Genomic DNA, 14,778 nt, shown 5'->3' on the forward strand with positions numbered 1-14,778 from the left:
CCTGCCTGGGCGCCGTTGGGCCTCGGCGAGGTGGGGCTTCGGAGGCACACTGGAAGGGTGACCACTCGGCTCGAGGCCGCGTTCGCGGCAGTGCCTCGCGCGGACTTCCTTCCGCCTTCGGTGCGCGATTTCGCCCACGTCGACGAGCCGCTGCCCATCGGCCACGGCGCCACCAACTCACAGCCGTGGACCGTGCACTACATGCTCCGCCACCTCGACGTACGGCCCGGTGATCGGGTCCTGGACGTGGGGAGCGGGTCCGGGTGGACGACCGCGTTGCTCGGCCACCTCACCGGCGAGACCGGCTCGGTGATCGGGGTGGACCTCGAGCCGGATCTCGTCGCCATGGGCCGGGCCAACCTCGGGCAGAGGTTCGCCTGGGTGCGGTTCGAAGTCGCGGTTCGCGGCGTCCTCGGGTGGCCTGACGAGGCGCCGTACGATCGCATCCTCGTCTCCGCGGACGCCGGCCGGGTGCCACCCGAGTTGGAGGAGCAACTCGCGGTCGGTGGACGGATGGTGCTGCCCGCCGCCCAGGCGATGGTGGTGGTCGAGCGCGGTGAGTCGGGGGAGATCACCCGCACACCCACCGACGGCCGGTTCTCCTTCGTTCCCTTGCGCTGACCATCGGTGTGACACAGGTGACACCGTCTGCCAGCGATCCGGGACCCGCGTACCTTCTGGATCAGGGGATCCATCGAGGAGGCTGTGATGGTCAAGCGAGTACTCATCGGGGTGGCGATCGGTGTCGGCCTCGCGATCGTCTCCCAGATCCTCCTGCTCGGGATCTCGATGCTCGCCGGCGCCGTCGGTCTGCACGTCTACGAGTCGGCTCCCACCGCCGCCGCCAGTGACCCCGCCTGGGTGCAGAGCATGAATCTGCTGTTCCTCCTGACCGCGATCCCGATGCTCATCGTGACCTACGTCGTGGGGCTGCTGATGAGGGTCGCCGGGCTGGGTGATGGCGCCGTTCTGGGCGTTACCTGGGCGGTCGTCGTGCTCCTGGTGTTCGTCGTCATCGGTCTCGGGAACGGGACGATCGCCATCCTGACGACGCTCGGTGCCTGGGTGTTCTTCGCCGCCGTCCTGGTCTGCCCGGTCCTCGCGGGGCTACGGCCCCGGCCGGCCCGGGCCGCACGGGCGGTCTGAGCGGCCCAGTCACGCTGAGCAGCCCGGTCGGGCTGAGCAGCCCGGTCGGGCTGAGCAGCCCGGTCGGGCTGAGCGGCGAGCCCGCCTGAGTCAGGGCCGACGACCGCGGTCAGGAACGCACCAGATCCTGGGGCGCCGCAGCCCGGGGACGCAGACTGGTGAGCACCACGCCGCCGATGACGAGCGCACCGCCGACCACTTCGGCCCAGTGCAACGCCTGTCCCATCAGGACGGCGATGAGCGCCGTGAAGACGGTGATGAGGTTGAGGTACACCCCGGCCCGCGCCGGTTCGATGACGCGGAGGGCGCGGTTCCACAGTAGGTAGGACAGCACCGACGGAAAGACCGCGATGAAGGCCAGCGACCAGCCACCGGACGCCGTCACCGGCCCATGGAAACCGTTGACCGCGACGAAGGGCGCCATCACGAGCATGGTGACGAAGGCCTGCACAGCCGTCGACGTGACCGGCGGCATGGTGGGGGCCTTGCGGCCGACGATCGTGTACGCGGTCCAGACACCGATCGCCCCGAGCATCAACAACTCACCCGGCCCGAGGCGCAGCCCCGCCAGGGCCAACAGGTTCCCCCGGGTCAGGACGAGCAGCACGCCGACCAGCGCCACCATGACTCCCGCGATCCCCCGCGAGGTGAGGGGTTGGCGCAGGAACATCGCGGCCGCCAGCAGGATCAGCGCCGGATTGAACGCGTTGATCAAGGAGGCGTTGAAGGCATCGGTGAACTGCAGCGCCGCGTAGAGGAACAGGTTGTAGCCGGCGAGCCCGGTGAGGCTGAGGGCGAGCAACCACGGCCAGTGCCCGAGCACCTCCCGCCAACGGGGTCGTTCGGTGAGCTGGGCGATGACGACCAACGGCAGGAGGGCGATCGCCCAGCGGGCCAGGACGAGACTGGCAGGATCCATTTCGCGGACGGCTACCACCCCGAGGACGTAGTTGCCCGCCCAGAAGAGCGTCGCGGCCACCAACGACAGCCCGGCGACCAGACGGCGACGATCCACGATGTCTTCCCCTCACGACGGGTCCCCGGTCGGGGGCCTCACGACCGGTCAAGTGTCGCACCGGTCGGGCGGGCGCCGTTCTGCCATCCACCGCCGCCCGGTCCCGCGTCCCGGCTGAGGCTGTCTTTCAGGCGCGACGCCGTACGTACGTCACGAAATCGAAGCCCTCGTGTCCCTCCCGCGCGCTCTTCAGCCACACGTTCGGGTCCACGGCAGGGAACGTTGTATCCCCCGCCGGCGCCCTGTGCACCTCGGTGAGTTCCAGCCGGTCGATCCGCTCCCAGGCGAGCCGGTAGATCTCGCCGCCGCCGAACACCCAGACGATCTTCCCCGGAGCGGCATCGGCCGCAAGATCGAGAGCCGTGTCCAGATCGTGGGCGACGAGGACGCCGTCGGCCCGCCAGGTGGGGTCGCGGGTGAGGACGATCGTGGTCCGGCCGGGGAGTGGACGGCCGAGGGTGTCGTACGTACGCCGCCCCATCAGCAGGACATGCCCCATCGTCAGGCGCTTCAGCCGCGGCAGGTCCCCCTCGATCCGCCACGGGATGTCACCGTCGGCGCCGATCACGCCGTTGTCGGCGACCGCTGCGATCGCCACCAACTCCGGGGCCGCCGGGTGCGCGTCCCCCGACGCTCCGGTCGGCCCACTCACACCGCCACCGGAGCCTTGATCGCCGGGTACGGGTCGTAGCCGATCACCTCGATGTCGTCGAGGGTGAACCCGTCGATGTCGCGGACCTCCGGGTTGAGCTTCAGCCGTGGCAGCGGTCGGGGCGTACGGCTCAGCTGCTCGTGCACCTGGTCGAGGTGGTTGAGGTAGATGTGCGCGTCGCCGAACGTGTGGACGAAATCGCCCACCTCGAGGTCGCAGACCTGGGCCACCATGTGGGTGAGCAGAGCGTACGAGGCGATGTTGAACGGCACCCCGAGGAACATGTCCGCGGAGCGCTGATAGAGCTGCAGCGACAGCCGGCCCCGCTCCTCCCCCTCGGCCGGGGGCGCGACGTAGAACTGGAAGAAGGCATGACAGGGCGGCAGTGCCATCTGGGGGATGTCCGCCACGTTCCAGGCGGAGACGATGTGGCGACGGGAGTCGGGATTCGTCCTGATCGCCTCGATCACCTGAGCGAGCTGGTCGATCGAGCCGCCGTGCTCGGGATCGGGCCAGGAACGCCACTGGTGCCCGTAGATCGGCCCGAGCTCGCCGTCCTCCCTGGCCCACTCGTCCCAGATGGAGATCCGGTGCTCGTGCAGCCAGTCGACATTCGTCGAGCCCTTGATGAACCACAACAGCTCACCGAACACCGACCGGGTGTGCACCTTCTTGGTGGTCAGCAGCGGGAAGCCTTCGCGCAGGTCGAAACGCAACTGGGCACCGAAGACGCTGAACGTCCCGGTCCCGGTGCGGTCGTCCTTGCGTACGCCGGTGTCGAGGATGTGCTGGAGCAGGTCGAGGTACTGCTGCATGGGGTCCCCTCAGTCCGTCCGCTCGGGATGCTCGCGCAGCCCCTTGATGAACGACGCCATCGCGCGGACCGCCTTGCCACGGTGACTGATCGCGTCCTTCTCGTCCGGCGTCAGCTCGGCGGTCGTCCGGGTCTCGTCGAGTGGCTGGAAGATCGGGTCGTAGCCGAAACCGTTCTCCCCGCGCGGTGCCCGGGTGATCCGGCCCTCGACCTCACCGCGCTGCAGGAAATCCTGCCCCGGCGTACGCCCCGACGGGTCGGCCGCCAGGTCCGGTAGGACCAGCGCCATCGAGCAGACGAAGCGGGCCGTCCGTCGTTCCTCGGGCACGTCCTCGATCTGGTCCAGCACCAGGTGCAGGTTGGCGTCGTCGTCGCAGGCCGGTCCGGCCCACCGGGAGGACCGTACGCCGGGCATCTTGTTGAGGACGTCGATCTCCAGCCCGGAGTCGTCCGCCAGCGCGGGCAGACCGGTGTGTTCCACCGCGACGCGGGCCTTGATCAGCGCATTGTCATCGAAAGTCGCGCCGTCCTCGGCCGGCTCCGGATAGCGCTCGAAGTCGCCGAGGCCGAGCACCTCGATCTCCAGCCCGGTGTCCGCCAGCACCCGGCGCAGCTCGACGAGCTTCTTGGCGTTGTTCGTGGCGAGCACGACCTTCTCGAGCATGCCGCTGGTCACTTCCCGACGGGAACGGCCAGGCCGAGCGCCGCACGCTGCAGGTCGCGCAGTTCGGCGTTGCCCTTGGCGGCCAGGTCCAGCAGGTCGTTGAGCAGCCCACGATCGAAGGGCTCCCCCTCGGCCGTGCCCTGGACCTCGATGAACCGGCCGTCGCCGGACATCACGACGTTCATGTCGGTGTCAGCGGTGGAGTCCTCGTCGTACTTCAGGTCGAGCATCGGCGCGCCGTTGACGACCCCGACCGAGATCGCCGAGACCGAGTCCTTGAGCGGCTCGCCGGCCAGCAGGTTGCGCTCCCGCAGCCACGAGACGGCGTCGTGCAGCGCGACGTAGGCGGCGGTGATCGAGGCGGTGCGGGTGCCACCGTCGGCCTGCAGCACGTCGCAGTCGATCATGATGGTGTTCTCGCCCAGCGCCTTGTAGTCGATGACGGCGCGCAGGCTGCGGCCGACCAGACGCGAGATCTCGTGCGTACGTCCGCCGACGCGCCCCTTGATCGCTTCCCGCTGGGTCCGCTCGTTGGTGGCGCGGGGCAGCATGGCGTACTCCGCGGTCACCCAGCCCAGACCCGAGCCCTTGCGCCAGCGCGGGACACTGGGTTCCACGCTCGCCGCGACGAGCACCCGGGTGCGCCCCGCCTCGATGAGGACCGAGCCCTCCGCGTGGTCGAGCCAGTTGCGGGTGATCCGGATGTCACGGAGCTGGTCGAGGGCGCGGCCGTCCGTGCGCGTGGGGGTTGAGGTCATGGGCCTCAGGTTACCCGGGCCCCCGTGCCGCCCCGAATGCTGCTCGGGTCGGGGAGGTTCGGGTCGGGGAGGTAGGGATGGAGAATCACGTGATAGGGCAGCCCTATAGATGACCAGCGCCCTACCTGACAGGCCACCGGGTTGCCTCCTCGGGACGAGCCATAGGGCTGCCTCAGTGTCATTTTGGGTGGTGCCGCTGTTGACGCGGTGGTTGGATCCGGATCACTGGTCGGCTGACTCGTAGGGGTGCTGCCTGCATGGCGTTCATAGGTTTTGTCGCCGGTCAGTGTGAAGGACCGGCCGGCGTGACTTGATAGGAGCGTGGCACCGCCCCCACTGAGATGTGTCCGCCGACCGGCCCGACCGTCCCTCACTGATCAGGGTGAAAGGAGGCAACCACCATGGTTGTCGTCGGAGCCGATGTTCACAAGCGCAGCCACACGTTCGTCGCGGTCGACCAGACCGGCCGCAAACTGGGTCAGCTGACCGTCGAGGCCATCACGGCAGGGCATCTGAAGGCCCTGAGCTGGGCCCGCCGGGAGTTCGGTGACGAGCTGGAATGGGCCATCGAGGACTGTCGCCACCTGTCGTCGCGACTCGAGCGTGACCTGTTGGGCGCCGGGCAGACGGTGGTCCGGGTCCCGCCCAAGATGACGGGCCAGGCCCGCGCGATCGCCCGCACCCGTGGCAAGTCCGACCCGATCGACGCGCTGGCCGTCGCCCGGGCCGCGCTGGCCGAGCCGAACCTGCCCAGGGCTTGCCACGATGACCAGGCCCGGGAGCTGAAGCTGCTGGTCGACCGGCGCGACACGCTGATCACCCAGCGCACCGCCACGATCAACAGCCTGCGCTGGCGGGTCCATGAACTCGACCCCGAGTACCCGATCAAGCCGTCCGGCCTGGACCGGGCCAAGCACCAGCAGGCGCTCGCCGCTTGGCTGGCCGCGCAGACGGGCATCGTGGCCGAACTGGCCACCGACGAGCTGGAGGACGTGATCGCCCTGACCGGGCGGATCAACGTGCTGGAGAAGAGGATTGCTGCCCTGGTCGCCCAACGGGCCCCTGAACTGGTGGCGCTGCCCGGTTGCGGGGCGCTGACCGCGGCCAAGCTGGTCGGCGAGATCGGGGCCCTTGACCGGTTCGACAACGAGGCCCAGCTGGCCCGCCATGCCGGGATCGCGCCGATCCCGGTCTGGTCGGGCCGGACCGAGGGCCGGGTCCGGATGACGCGCTCGGGCAACCGGCAGATCAACTGCGCCATCCACCGCATCGCGGTCACCCAGACCCGGCTCAAGGACAGTCTGGGTCGGGCCTACTACGACAAGAAGAAGTCCGAAGGCATGTCCAACCGCGAAGCCCTGCGCTGCCTCAAACGCCACCTCATCCGCCTGGTCTTCACCACCCTCAAGAACGCCCGACGATCAGCACCCCAGCCCTGTCTGCCGGCCGCCGCTTGACATAGGAGAAACCTATAAGCGAATTTTCGAACACCAACTCCCTGCTGCGGCGCCCGCAGCTCAGAAGCCGATCACCGCTCCGGGGGTTGCCTGGACCAGGACCCCGTCGAAGGCGCGTCGTGCCTCGACCAAGCGCTGGGCCGGGTCTTCCCAGGCGGGGACGTGGGTGAGCACCAGGGTCTCGACTCCCGCGGCCGCAGCCGCCTCCCCCGCCTGTCGCCCGGACAGGTGCAGGTCGGCCGGCAGTCCCGCCATGTCGGGGAAGGACGCCTCGGCGAGAAGGACGCGGGCGCCACGGGCGAGATCATTCAGGGCAGGGGTGGGGCCGGTGTCACCGGAGTAGACGAGGGCTCCGCTGGGGCCGTCGACCCGCACCGCGTACGTCTCGACGGGGTGCGCGACCCGCGCGAAGGTCAGGGTGAAGCAGCCGACCGACAGCCGCGTGTCCCCGGCGATCGCCCGGAAGTCGAAGGACCGCTCCAGCTGGGCGTCCCGGGGGTCGTCGACCTCGGCGGCCCGCGCGATCCGGTCGTACGCCCCGGCCGGCGCGTACGTGGGAACAGGTCGCCACGGCGCGCTCGAGGAGTAGGCCGCGGCGACGTCCCAGGCGGTCAGGTCGAGGCAATGGTCGGCGTGCAGGTGGCTGAGCACGATCGCGTCGATCGCCCGCGGATCCACGTGGCGCTGCAGAGGCCCGAAGGCGCCCGACCCCAGGTCCAGCAGCAGCGTCGTCGTCGCCCCGTCCACGGTGGCCCGGACGAGATAGGCGGAGGCGGCAGCGTCGGGCCCCGGACCGGACCCGCTGCAACCGACGACCACCAGCTCGGCCACGGCGCCACTCACAGGAACTGCCCGACCGACTCGATCAGGCCCTGGCCCATCAGCCGTTCCCCGATGCTGCGGAACTGCTCGGGCTGCCCGGTGGTGAGGAAGGCACGGGTCCCGAGGCCCGACTGGTCGTTGAGGAGGTCCTGGTCGGTCAGCGTCCGGTAGACGGCACGGGCGCAGGCGTCGGAGCTGGAGACCAGCGTGACGCCGTCGCCCATCACGTACGAGATGACGCCGGTGAGCAGCGGATAGTGGGTGCAGCCGAGGATGAGCGTGTCGACCCCGGCGTCCTGCAGTGGCCGCAGGTAGCCGCGGGCGATGCGCTGGATCTCCGGGCCGGTGGTGATCCCCCGTTCGACGTAGTCCACGAACTGCGGGCAGGCGCGGGTGCGCAGGTGCACATCGGGCACGGCGGCGAGGGCATCGGCGTACGCGCCGGAACGCGCGGTCGAGGTGGTGCAGATGACGCCGACCTCACCGTCGCGGGAGACCCGGGCAGCGGTGCTCGCGGCCGGGGTGATCACCTCGACGACGGGGACGTCGTAGCGTTCCCGGGCGTCGTGGAGCACGGCGGAGGAGGCGGTGTTGCAGGCGATGACCAGCATCTTCACGCCGCGGTCGTAGAGGTGGTCCAGGCACTCCAGAGCGAACTCACGCACCGACGCCAGCGGTTGCGTGCCGTACGGGGCGCGGGCGGTGTCCCCCAGATAGACGATGTCCTCGTGCGGCAACTGGTCGACGACAGCGCGCATCACGGTCAGGCCGCCGAACCCGGAGTCGAAGATCCCGATCGGCGCTGTCCTGTCGCGTGTGGTCACCGAACGAAGATAGCGCGCTCCCTGCCGGACCTGCCTCCCGGTTCCGGGCTGCTCACAAGGCGCCGAGCAGCGTCTCCTGCACATACGCGAGCCAGTCGTAGACCTCGAGCATGAAGTCGCGCGCCTTGGGTATCACGGCGTCCGGATCCCCCAGCGGGTGCTCGTCACTGATACCGAGCCGCTCCGCCACGACGAGGCGCAGGGCGGTGAGGGTACGGAGCCACGGCTCGACCTGGTCGGAGGGGATGCGGACGGGCAGCCGACCCTGATCGCTCGCCTCCAGGCCGGCCATCACGATCAGGGCTTCCTCGATCTTGCGCTGGCGCTGGTCGGACTCGGTGTAGCGACGGAACTCCGCCGAGGCCTTGTCGTCGTCCCGATAGGCGTCGGGGAAGAGCCGCAACAGCACGGGGTCGGTGGGCCGCTGCGCCTCGGGCCGGTGGGCGTCGAGCTCCTGCTCCCAGAGCGCGAAGGGATCATCCGCCTGCGCCTCCTCCGTCTGATCGTTCCCAGAGCCTGAGACGGGCGCCGCCGGCCGCCGCAGGTCCACCGGATCACCGAACAGCTCGTCCAGGTCGTGGTCTGGGTCTGCGTCGTCCTCTTCCGGCTCCTCGAGGTCGGGATCGGTGAAAGCCTCGGGGCTGAGCAGGTCGATGAGCTGGCCGCACAGCGACGTGAGCAGCCCGACCTCGAACTCTTCCATCACCGACTGGTAGGCCTTGCCACGCTTGCGGAACCGCTTCACCCGATCACTCCGCCCGCCCGAGCGTGGCCCACAGGCCGAACTGGTGCATCGCGTTCACGTCGCGCTCCATCTGCTCGCGGGTGCCCATCGCCACCACGGCCTTGCCCTCGTGGTGCACCTGGAGCATCAGTCGCTCGGCCTTGTCACGGGCGTAGTGGAAGTACGTCACGAAGACGTGCGTCACGTACGACATCAGATTCACCGGATCGTCCCAGACCACGGTGGTCCAGGGCAGTTCGACGACGGCTTCCTCGGCGGGGCGCTCGATGACCGCCGTCCCGCCGGCGGGAGACGTCGGGTCCTCAGCAGCGGTCATACCGGACAGTGTCTCACCGACGCGGCAACCGAGCACATCCACCGCTCCCCAGGATCGGAGTCCCGCGAGGTTGCCCGCGGCCCCTGCCCCGGCAGGGGCGACGCCTGACCCGTGGCCAGCGCGGTGATCGACGCCACCAACTCGTCACCGGACGTTCATCGGCTGGACGTTCCACTTGCCATGGAGCGACAACATGCCGCGGGCAGTCTTCATGAGGCCCCCTGAGAACTCAATAAGAAACACGTCTGGAAGGACTCCTCCGTGCCGAACCCCAAGCGCTGGCTGGCAGTGGCTGCGATCGCCGCCACCCTGCCTGCCGTCATCACTCCCGCCGCCCAGGCCGCTCCGGCCGGGACCATGACCGGTCCCTCGTCCTCCGCCTCCCCCTACCTGCTGCCCGTCGCCCCCGGCGTGACCAACACGTCCGTCCTGACCGTCGGCGACAAGGCGGCCAATGGCTACTCGATGGTCGGCATCCCCGACGGTCTGGGCGCGTACGACAACGGCGACGGGACCATCACGCTGCTGATGAACCACGAACTCGGCGCCGACAAGGGCGTCCCCCGGGCCCACGGGGCCAAGGGCTCGTTCGTCTCGCAGTGGGTGATCGACAAGAACACCCTCGAGGTCAAGTCTGGTTCAGACCTGATCACGACCTTCGTCCGTGCCGATACGAGCCTCGGCTCGGCCATCTCCCGCCTCTGCTCGGCCGACCTGCCGAAGAAGTCGGCCTTCTTCAACACCGCCACCGGCAAGGGCTACGACGGGCGCATCTTCATGAACGGTGAGGAGGACGGCTCCACCGGCCGCGCCTTCGCGCACGTCGCCACCGGCGCTGAGGCCGGCACCACGTACGAGGTCGCCGCCATGGGCAACTCCTCGTGGGAGAACGTGCTCGCCAATCCGGCCACCGGCGACAAGACGGTGGTGATCGGCACCGACGACTCCACCCCGGGCCAGGTCTACGTCTACGTCGGTGAGAAGAAGGACTCCGGCACCGCGGTCCAGCGGGCCGGCCTCACCGGCGGCACCCTGTTCGGCGTCAAGGCCGAGGGAGGCCTGAACGAGTACGACAAGAGCACCGGGACCGGCACCGCCAGCTTCCCGATGAAGGGCGGCTTCACCCTGGCCTCGCTGGGCGATGCCTCCACCTACGACTACAAGACGACGCAGGCCGAGTCCGTCGCCAAGGGTGTCACCGAGTGGTGGCGTCCGGAGGACGGCGCCTGGGACGCCAAGAACCCCAACGTCTTCTACTTCAACACCACCGCGAGCCTGAAGGGCCCTTCGCGGACCTGGAAGCTGACCTTCGCCGACGTCACCCAGCCTCAGCTCGGTGGCACCTTCGAGGCCGTCCTCGACGGCACCGAGGGCCAGAAGATGTTCGACAACATGGCGGCCGCCGACAACGGCAAGCAGCTCATCCTCAACGAGGACCCGGGCAACACGCCCTACCTCGGCCGGGTCTACAGCTACAACCTCGGCACCGATCGCCTCACCCCGATCCTCGAGCACGACCCCTCGCGCTTCTCCGCCGGAGGCAGCCAGTTCCTGACCTCCGATGAGGAGTCGTCCGGCACGATCGACGCGTCCGAGTTCTTCGGCCAGGGCAGCTACCTGATGACCACCCAGGCCCACTACGAAATCTCCGGGGAGCTGGTCGAGGGTGGCCAACTCCAGCTGGTGCGCGTCCCGTGGACCGACAACGGGAACGGCACCAAGGGCACCCGCTGACCTCCAGTTCCCGGGCACCGGATGGGCCGGTGTCCTGAAGACGGCCGGCTCGACCCGACGACCGCCGAGGTCTCGCTGCGTGGGGGACCTCGGCGGTCGTCGGTCGGCACGGCGGCACTAGGCTGCCCCCGTGACCAGTTCTGCGCTGTACACCGACCACTACGAGCTGACGATGGTCGAGGCGGCGATGGCGTCCGGCACCGCCTCGCGCCGCAGTATCTTCGAGCTCTTCCCGCGCCGACTGCCCAGTGGACGTCGTTACGGCGTGGTCGCCGGAGTCGGGCGGGCCATGCAGCTCCTGCGCGACTTCCGCTTCGGCGACGAGGAGCTCGCGTTCCTCCGGGATCACCAGGTCGTGTCCCCGGCGGTCCTCGACTGGCTGGCCGACTACCGCTTCAGCGGCGATATCTGGGGCTACCCGGAGGGCGAGATCTACTTCCCGGGCTCGCCACTGATGATTGTCGAGGGCAGCTTCGCCGAGGCCTGCATCCTCGAGACCGCGATGTTGTCGGTCTACAACTACGACGCCGCAGTCGCCTCGGCCGCGTCCCGGATGACACTGATGGCCGGCGACCGCCCCTGCATCGAGATGGGGGCCCGCCGGGCCAACGAGGAGGCGGCGGTGGCCGCCGCCCGCGCCGCGTACATCGCCGGGTTCGTGTCGACGTCCAACCTTGAGGCGGGACGGCGCTTCGGGATCCCGACCGCGGGCACCGCGGCCCACTCCTTCACCTTGCTGCACGACAGCGAGCGGGAGGCCTTCGAGGCGCAGCTCACCGTCCAGGGCAAGGGCACCATCCTGCTGGTCGACACCTACTCCATCGAGGAGGCCGTCCGTACGGCCGTCGACCTGGCCGGCCCCGAGCTGGGTGCGGTGCGCATCGACTCGGGTGATCTGGCGATCACCGCCCGTGACGTACGCGACCAGCTCGACGCGCTGGGCGCCACCCGTACCCGCATCATCGTCACCTCCGACCTGGACGAGTGGCAGATCGGCGCCCTGTCGGCGGCGCCCGTCGACGGGTACGGGGTCGGCACCAACCTGGTCATCGGCTCCGGCCATCCGACCTGCGGCTTCGTCTACAAGCTGGTCGCCCGCGCGGCCTCGTCCGACCCGGATGCCGAACTGGTGCCGGTGGCCAAGCTGTCCGCCAACAAGGCGACCGTCGGTGGGCGGAAGTACGCCATGCGCCGCTACGACAACGACGGGATCGCGGAGGCGGAAGTGATCGGTGTGGGGGTGCAGCCCCAGGGAGACCAGAACGACCGCCCGCTGCTGCACCGCCTCGTGGCCGAGGGCGAGATCGTCTGGCAGGACGACCTGGCGGCCGCCCGGGAACGGCACCGCGCCGGCCTGGCGGAACTGCCCCGGGCCGCCCGGAAGATGTCCCAGGGCGACCCGGTGATCCCCACCCTGTACGAATCGGACTACGCCTGAACAGTCCTTGCCTGAGGGGTCCTCACCTGAGGGGTCCTTGCCTGCGGCGCGGGCGGGCTGTCACTGCCCGCGCAGGACCTCCGCCAGCGCTTCGGCCCGCTCATCCGCGAGAGCCTCCTCCAGCAGCACGGGGCGCTGGGTCGGACCGGACAACGGGATGCGCCAGTTCGGGTACTCCCAGGCGGTGCCCGGCTGGTTCTGGATCCGGGTGTCGCCGACGAGGTCCGTTAGTGCCACGTTGAGAAGTCGTGCCCGGCTCTGCACGAGGTAGCCGTACAGTCCCTCGACCGCCTGCCGCAGGGCGTGCTGGTCAACCGGCGTGACCGCCGTGGACTCGGGCGGCACGCTGGCAGGCTCGGCCGACTCCGACCGGGCCGCCGCGGTCTGCTCCGTTGACCCGGGATCGGCGGGATCGCCCTCCGCCTCGCTCCGGCTGGCCAGTTCCGCCGCCGTGCGCAGCGCCCGGACCCGCCGCGCCTCGAGTTGCTCGGCGGTGAACAGCTGGAAGTCGGCCGGCAGCAGCCCGCGGTGGCGACAGGCGTCGAGGAAGATCCGCTGCTCGTGCTCCTCGACAGCGAGCTCCTCGTCCACCGGACGGGTCAGCACCCCCAGCTCCTGACGCAGCTGGACGTGGGCCATCTGGAGGTAGCCCGAGGTGGGCGGCAGGTCGTGTGTGGTGACCGAGGCCATGCAGGCCTCCCGATACCACTCGGGCTCGAGGGGCAGTCCGGCGTGGTTCTTCTCCCACCACAGGATCGAGGTGCCGAGCACCCCGCGGTCCCGCAGGTAGTCGCGAACGTACGGTTCGACGGTGCCCAGGTCCTCCCCCACGATCACTGCATCGGCCCGCTGGGCCTCGAGGGTCAGCACCCCGACCATCGCCTCGTGGTCGTAGTAGACGTACGTCCCCTCGGTGGCGGGCCGGCCCTCCGGGATCCACCAGAGCCGGAACAATCCGATGATGTGGTCGACGCGCAAGCCACCGGTGTGCCGCAGCAACGTCCCGACCAGGGCCCGGAACGGCGCGTACCCCTGCCGGGCCAGCACGTCGGGACGCATCGGCGGCTGGCTCCAGTTCTGGCCGTTCATGTTGTACGGATCCGGGGGTGCCCCGACGGTCACGCCGCGGGCATAGAGCTCGGGGTTGGCCCACGTCTCGGCCCCGAACTCGTTGACGCCCACCGCCAGATCACCCATGACACCGATCGGCATGCCGGCTGCTGTGGCGGCGTCCTGGACATTGCCCGCCTGCTCGTCCAGCACCCACTGCAACCACATCTGGAACTCGACCTCGTCGGCATGCTCCGCGGCCCACAGGTCGAGCTCGGCCGAGTGCACGTCGCGCAACGGCGCGTCCCACAACCGCCAGTCGGCCCCGTAGGTCGTGGCGAGGGCCATCCAGCGGGCGAAGTGGACCAGCCCTTCCTCCTGCTCGAACCGGTAGCGGCGGTAGGCCTCGTCCCGCTCGGGGGTGCGTTCGGCCTCGTGCACGACGCGGAGGGCCTTCATCTTGGCGGGCCAGACCCGGTTGCGGTCGATGTGCTCCCAGGTCTGCGGGTCGTTCTTCACCTGCCGGCGCCGCTTCGAGATCCGCGAGCGCTGGGCACGGGTCAGCGTGCGGTACTCGGGGATGTCCTCGATCCGCAGGTAGACCGGATTGCCGAACCGGCGACTGGTCGGCAGGTAGGGAGAAGGCTCCTGCGGCACTGTCGGTTCGGCGGCGTGCATCGGGTTGGTGAGCACGTACCCGGCGCCTCGGACCACGCACCAATCGACCAGCGATGCCAGGTCACCGAGGTCACCGATCCCCCAGGAGGCGTCGGATCGTACGGAGTAGAGCTGCACCATCGGGCCCCAGGTCCGCTCCGGCAGCTCGAGCCGGTCGGGCGCGACGATCATCGGTGCCCAGACCGATCGGCCGTCCCATTGGGCGCGGATGCGGTGGTAGCCCAGGGGCAGCCCGGTCGGCATCCGGAAGGATGCCTCGCCGAGGGTCACCCCGTCGACGACGCGCGGCGACTCCCAGTTGTCGACCTGATCGGCCGGGACGATCTCACCGCCCTCGAGGACCACTGTCACGACGATCGGCTGCCCGTGAGGGACGTGCACGTTGACGACCCGTTCCTGGGACTGCCGCATCACCACGACGTACGGCAGCACCCGCAGCCACCTGTCGTCCTTGCGCTTCTCGATGGCGGCGGCCGCCGCCTCCGGCGTGCTGGCGTCCACTCCCATCACCGCGAGCACCGAGACCAGGGTCTCCGCCGACACCTCGTTCAGATGACCCATGGTGTCGTAATAGCTGGTCGCGATGCCGTGATCGCTGGCCAGCTGATGCAGTTGGGGGCTCGGTGCTACCACGATATTCCTTGCCAGAACGGTGACCGGGGGGC

General features: G+C 69.5%; 15 protein-coding genes. 5 read left to right on the top strand and 10 right to left on the bottom strand.

Going from position 1 to position 14,778, the window contains the following annotated elements:
- Positions 1-57 precede the first annotated feature (57 nt).
- Entirely contained in the window at positions 58-621 is a 564-nt protein-coding gene (locus tag Rai3103_RS00800) for a protein-L-isoaspartate O-methyltransferase family protein (protein WP_153570976.1), read from the top strand.
- An 87-nt stretch (positions 622-708) separates the two neighbouring features.
- Positions 709-1,146, top strand: coding sequence for a hypothetical protein (locus Rai3103_RS00805; RefSeq protein ID WP_153570977.1), 438 nt, complete (start codon positions 709-711; stop codon positions 1,144-1,146).
- A gap of 109 nt (positions 1,147-1,255) precedes the next feature.
- Here Rai3103_RS00805 and Rai3103_RS00810 read toward each other — a convergent pair whose 3' ends face one another.
- The 5 genes from Rai3103_RS00810 to rph all read right to left on the bottom strand — a co-directional run bounded on the left by Rai3103_RS00810 (position 1,256) and on the right by rph (position 5,049).
- A complete protein-coding gene (locus Rai3103_RS00810; RefSeq protein WP_228489053.1) occupies positions 1,256-2,161 on the bottom strand; it encodes a DMT family transporter in 906 nt (301 codons plus the stop codon).
- Between the two features lie 127 nt (positions 2,162-2,288).
- A complete protein-coding gene (locus tag Rai3103_RS00815; protein ID WP_228489054.1) occupies positions 2,289-2,813 on the bottom strand; it encodes a dihydrofolate reductase in 525 nt (174 codons plus the stop codon).
- A complete protein-coding gene (locus Rai3103_RS00820; RefSeq protein ID WP_153570978.1) occupies positions 2,810-3,628 on the bottom strand; it encodes a thymidylate synthase in 819 nt (272 codons plus the stop codon). Before Rai3103_RS00820 ends, Rai3103_RS00815 begins: the two co-directional genes overlap by 4 nt.
- Positions 3,629-3,637: 9 nt before the next feature.
- Entirely contained in the window at positions 3,638-4,291 is a 654-nt protein-coding gene (rdgB, locus tag Rai3103_RS00825; protein WP_153573537.1) for an RdgB/HAM1 family non-canonical purine NTP pyrophosphatase, read from the bottom strand.
- 8 nt (positions 4,292-4,299) lie between these two features.
- The gene (gene rph, locus Rai3103_RS00830; protein WP_153570979.1) at positions 4,300-5,049 is read right to left on the bottom strand and encodes a ribonuclease PH; all 750 of its coding nucleotides are present in this window, start codon (positions 5,047-5,049) and stop codon (positions 4,300-4,302) included.
- Between the two features lie 401 nt (positions 5,050-5,450).
- Here rph and Rai3103_RS00835 point away from each other — a divergent pair, with 401 nt between their 5' ends.
- Positions 5,451-6,506 (top strand): IS110 family RNA-guided transposase, encoded by a 1,056-nt coding sequence (locus tag Rai3103_RS00835; RefSeq protein WP_153570980.1) that lies wholly within the window; start codon positions 5,451-5,453, stop codon positions 6,504-6,506.
- Between the two features lie 60 nt (positions 6,507-6,566).
- On the opposite strand, the gene Rai3103_RS00840 is transcribed toward Rai3103_RS00835, so the two are convergent.
- Genes Rai3103_RS00840 through clpS form a run of 4 tightly spaced genes read right to left on the bottom strand, consistent with a single transcriptional unit; the run spans position 6,567 to position 9,213 of the window.
- Positions 6,567-7,337 carry an MBL fold metallo-hydrolase gene (locus Rai3103_RS00840; RefSeq protein WP_153570981.1) on the bottom strand — a complete coding sequence of 257 codons (771 nt, stop codon included), beginning with the start codon at positions 7,335-7,337 and terminating at the stop codon, positions 6,567-6,569.
- Positions 7,338-7,345: 8 nt separating this feature from the next.
- Positions 7,346-8,152, bottom strand: coding sequence for a glutamate racemase (gene murI / locus Rai3103_RS00845; RefSeq protein ID WP_228489055.1), 807 nt, complete (start codon positions 8,150-8,152; stop codon positions 7,346-7,348).
- A 52-nt stretch (positions 8,153-8,204) separates the two neighbouring features.
- On the bottom strand, positions 8,205-8,897 hold the full coding sequence (locus Rai3103_RS00850; RefSeq protein WP_153570983.1) for a DUF2017 domain-containing protein: 693 nt from the start codon (positions 8,895-8,897) through the stop codon (positions 8,205-8,207).
- A gap of 4 nt (positions 8,898-8,901) precedes the next feature.
- Positions 8,902-9,213 (bottom strand): ATP-dependent Clp protease adapter ClpS, encoded by a 312-nt coding sequence (gene clpS, locus Rai3103_RS00855; RefSeq protein WP_153570984.1) that lies wholly within the window; start codon positions 9,211-9,213, stop codon positions 8,902-8,904.
- A 261-nt stretch (positions 9,214-9,474) separates the two neighbouring features.
- Here clpS and Rai3103_RS00860 point away from each other — a divergent pair, with 261 nt between their 5' ends.
- Both Rai3103_RS00860 and Rai3103_RS00865 read left to right on the top strand, forming a co-directional pair.
- Positions 9,475-10,947 (top strand): hypothetical protein, encoded by a 1,473-nt coding sequence (locus Rai3103_RS00860; protein ID WP_153570985.1) that lies wholly within the window; start codon positions 9,475-9,477, stop codon positions 10,945-10,947.
- Between the two features lie 130 nt (positions 10,948-11,077).
- A complete protein-coding gene (locus Rai3103_RS00865; protein WP_228489056.1) occupies positions 11,078-12,385 on the top strand; it encodes a nicotinate phosphoribosyltransferase in 1,308 nt (435 codons plus the stop codon).
- Between the two features lie 60 nt (positions 12,386-12,445).
- Here Rai3103_RS00865 and malQ read toward each other — a convergent pair whose 3' ends face one another.
- Complete coding sequence (gene malQ / locus Rai3103_RS00870) at positions 12,446-14,746, bottom strand: 4-alpha-glucanotransferase (protein ID WP_153570986.1); 2,301 nt, start codon at positions 14,744-14,746, stop codon at positions 12,446-12,448.
- Positions 14,747-14,778: the final 32 nt, after the last annotated feature.

Origin of the sequence: Raineyella fluvialis, from assembly GCF_009646095.1 — a bacterium.
Lineage (GTDB): Bacteria > Actinomycetota > Actinomycetes > Propionibacteriales > Propionibacteriaceae > Raineyella > Raineyella fluvialis.

Excerpts from the sequence above, each read along its gene's own strand:
- Rai3103_RS00805 (WP_153570977.1), top strand. The coding sequence starts at position 709 with ATGGTCAAGCGAGTACTCATCGGGGTGGCGATCGGTGTCGGCCTCGCG.
- Rai3103_RS00820 (WP_153570978.1), bottom strand. The coding sequence starts at position 3,628 with ATGCAGCAGTACCTCGACCTGCTCCAGCACATCCTCGACACCGGCGTA.
- rdgB (WP_153573537.1), bottom strand. The coding sequence starts at position 4,291 with ATGCTCGAGAAGGTCGTGCTCGCCACGAACAACGCCAAGAAGCTCGTC.
- rph (WP_153570979.1), bottom strand. The coding sequence starts at position 5,049 with ATGACCTCAACCCCCACGCGCACGGACGGCCGCGCCCTCGACCAGCTC.
- Rai3103_RS00835 (WP_153570980.1), top strand. The coding sequence starts at position 5,451 with ATGGTTGTCGTCGGAGCCGATGTTCACAAGCGCAGCCACACGTTCGTC.
- clpS (WP_153570984.1), bottom strand. The coding sequence starts at position 9,213 with ATGACCGCTGCTGAGGACCCGACGTCTCCCGCCGGCGGGACGGCGGTC.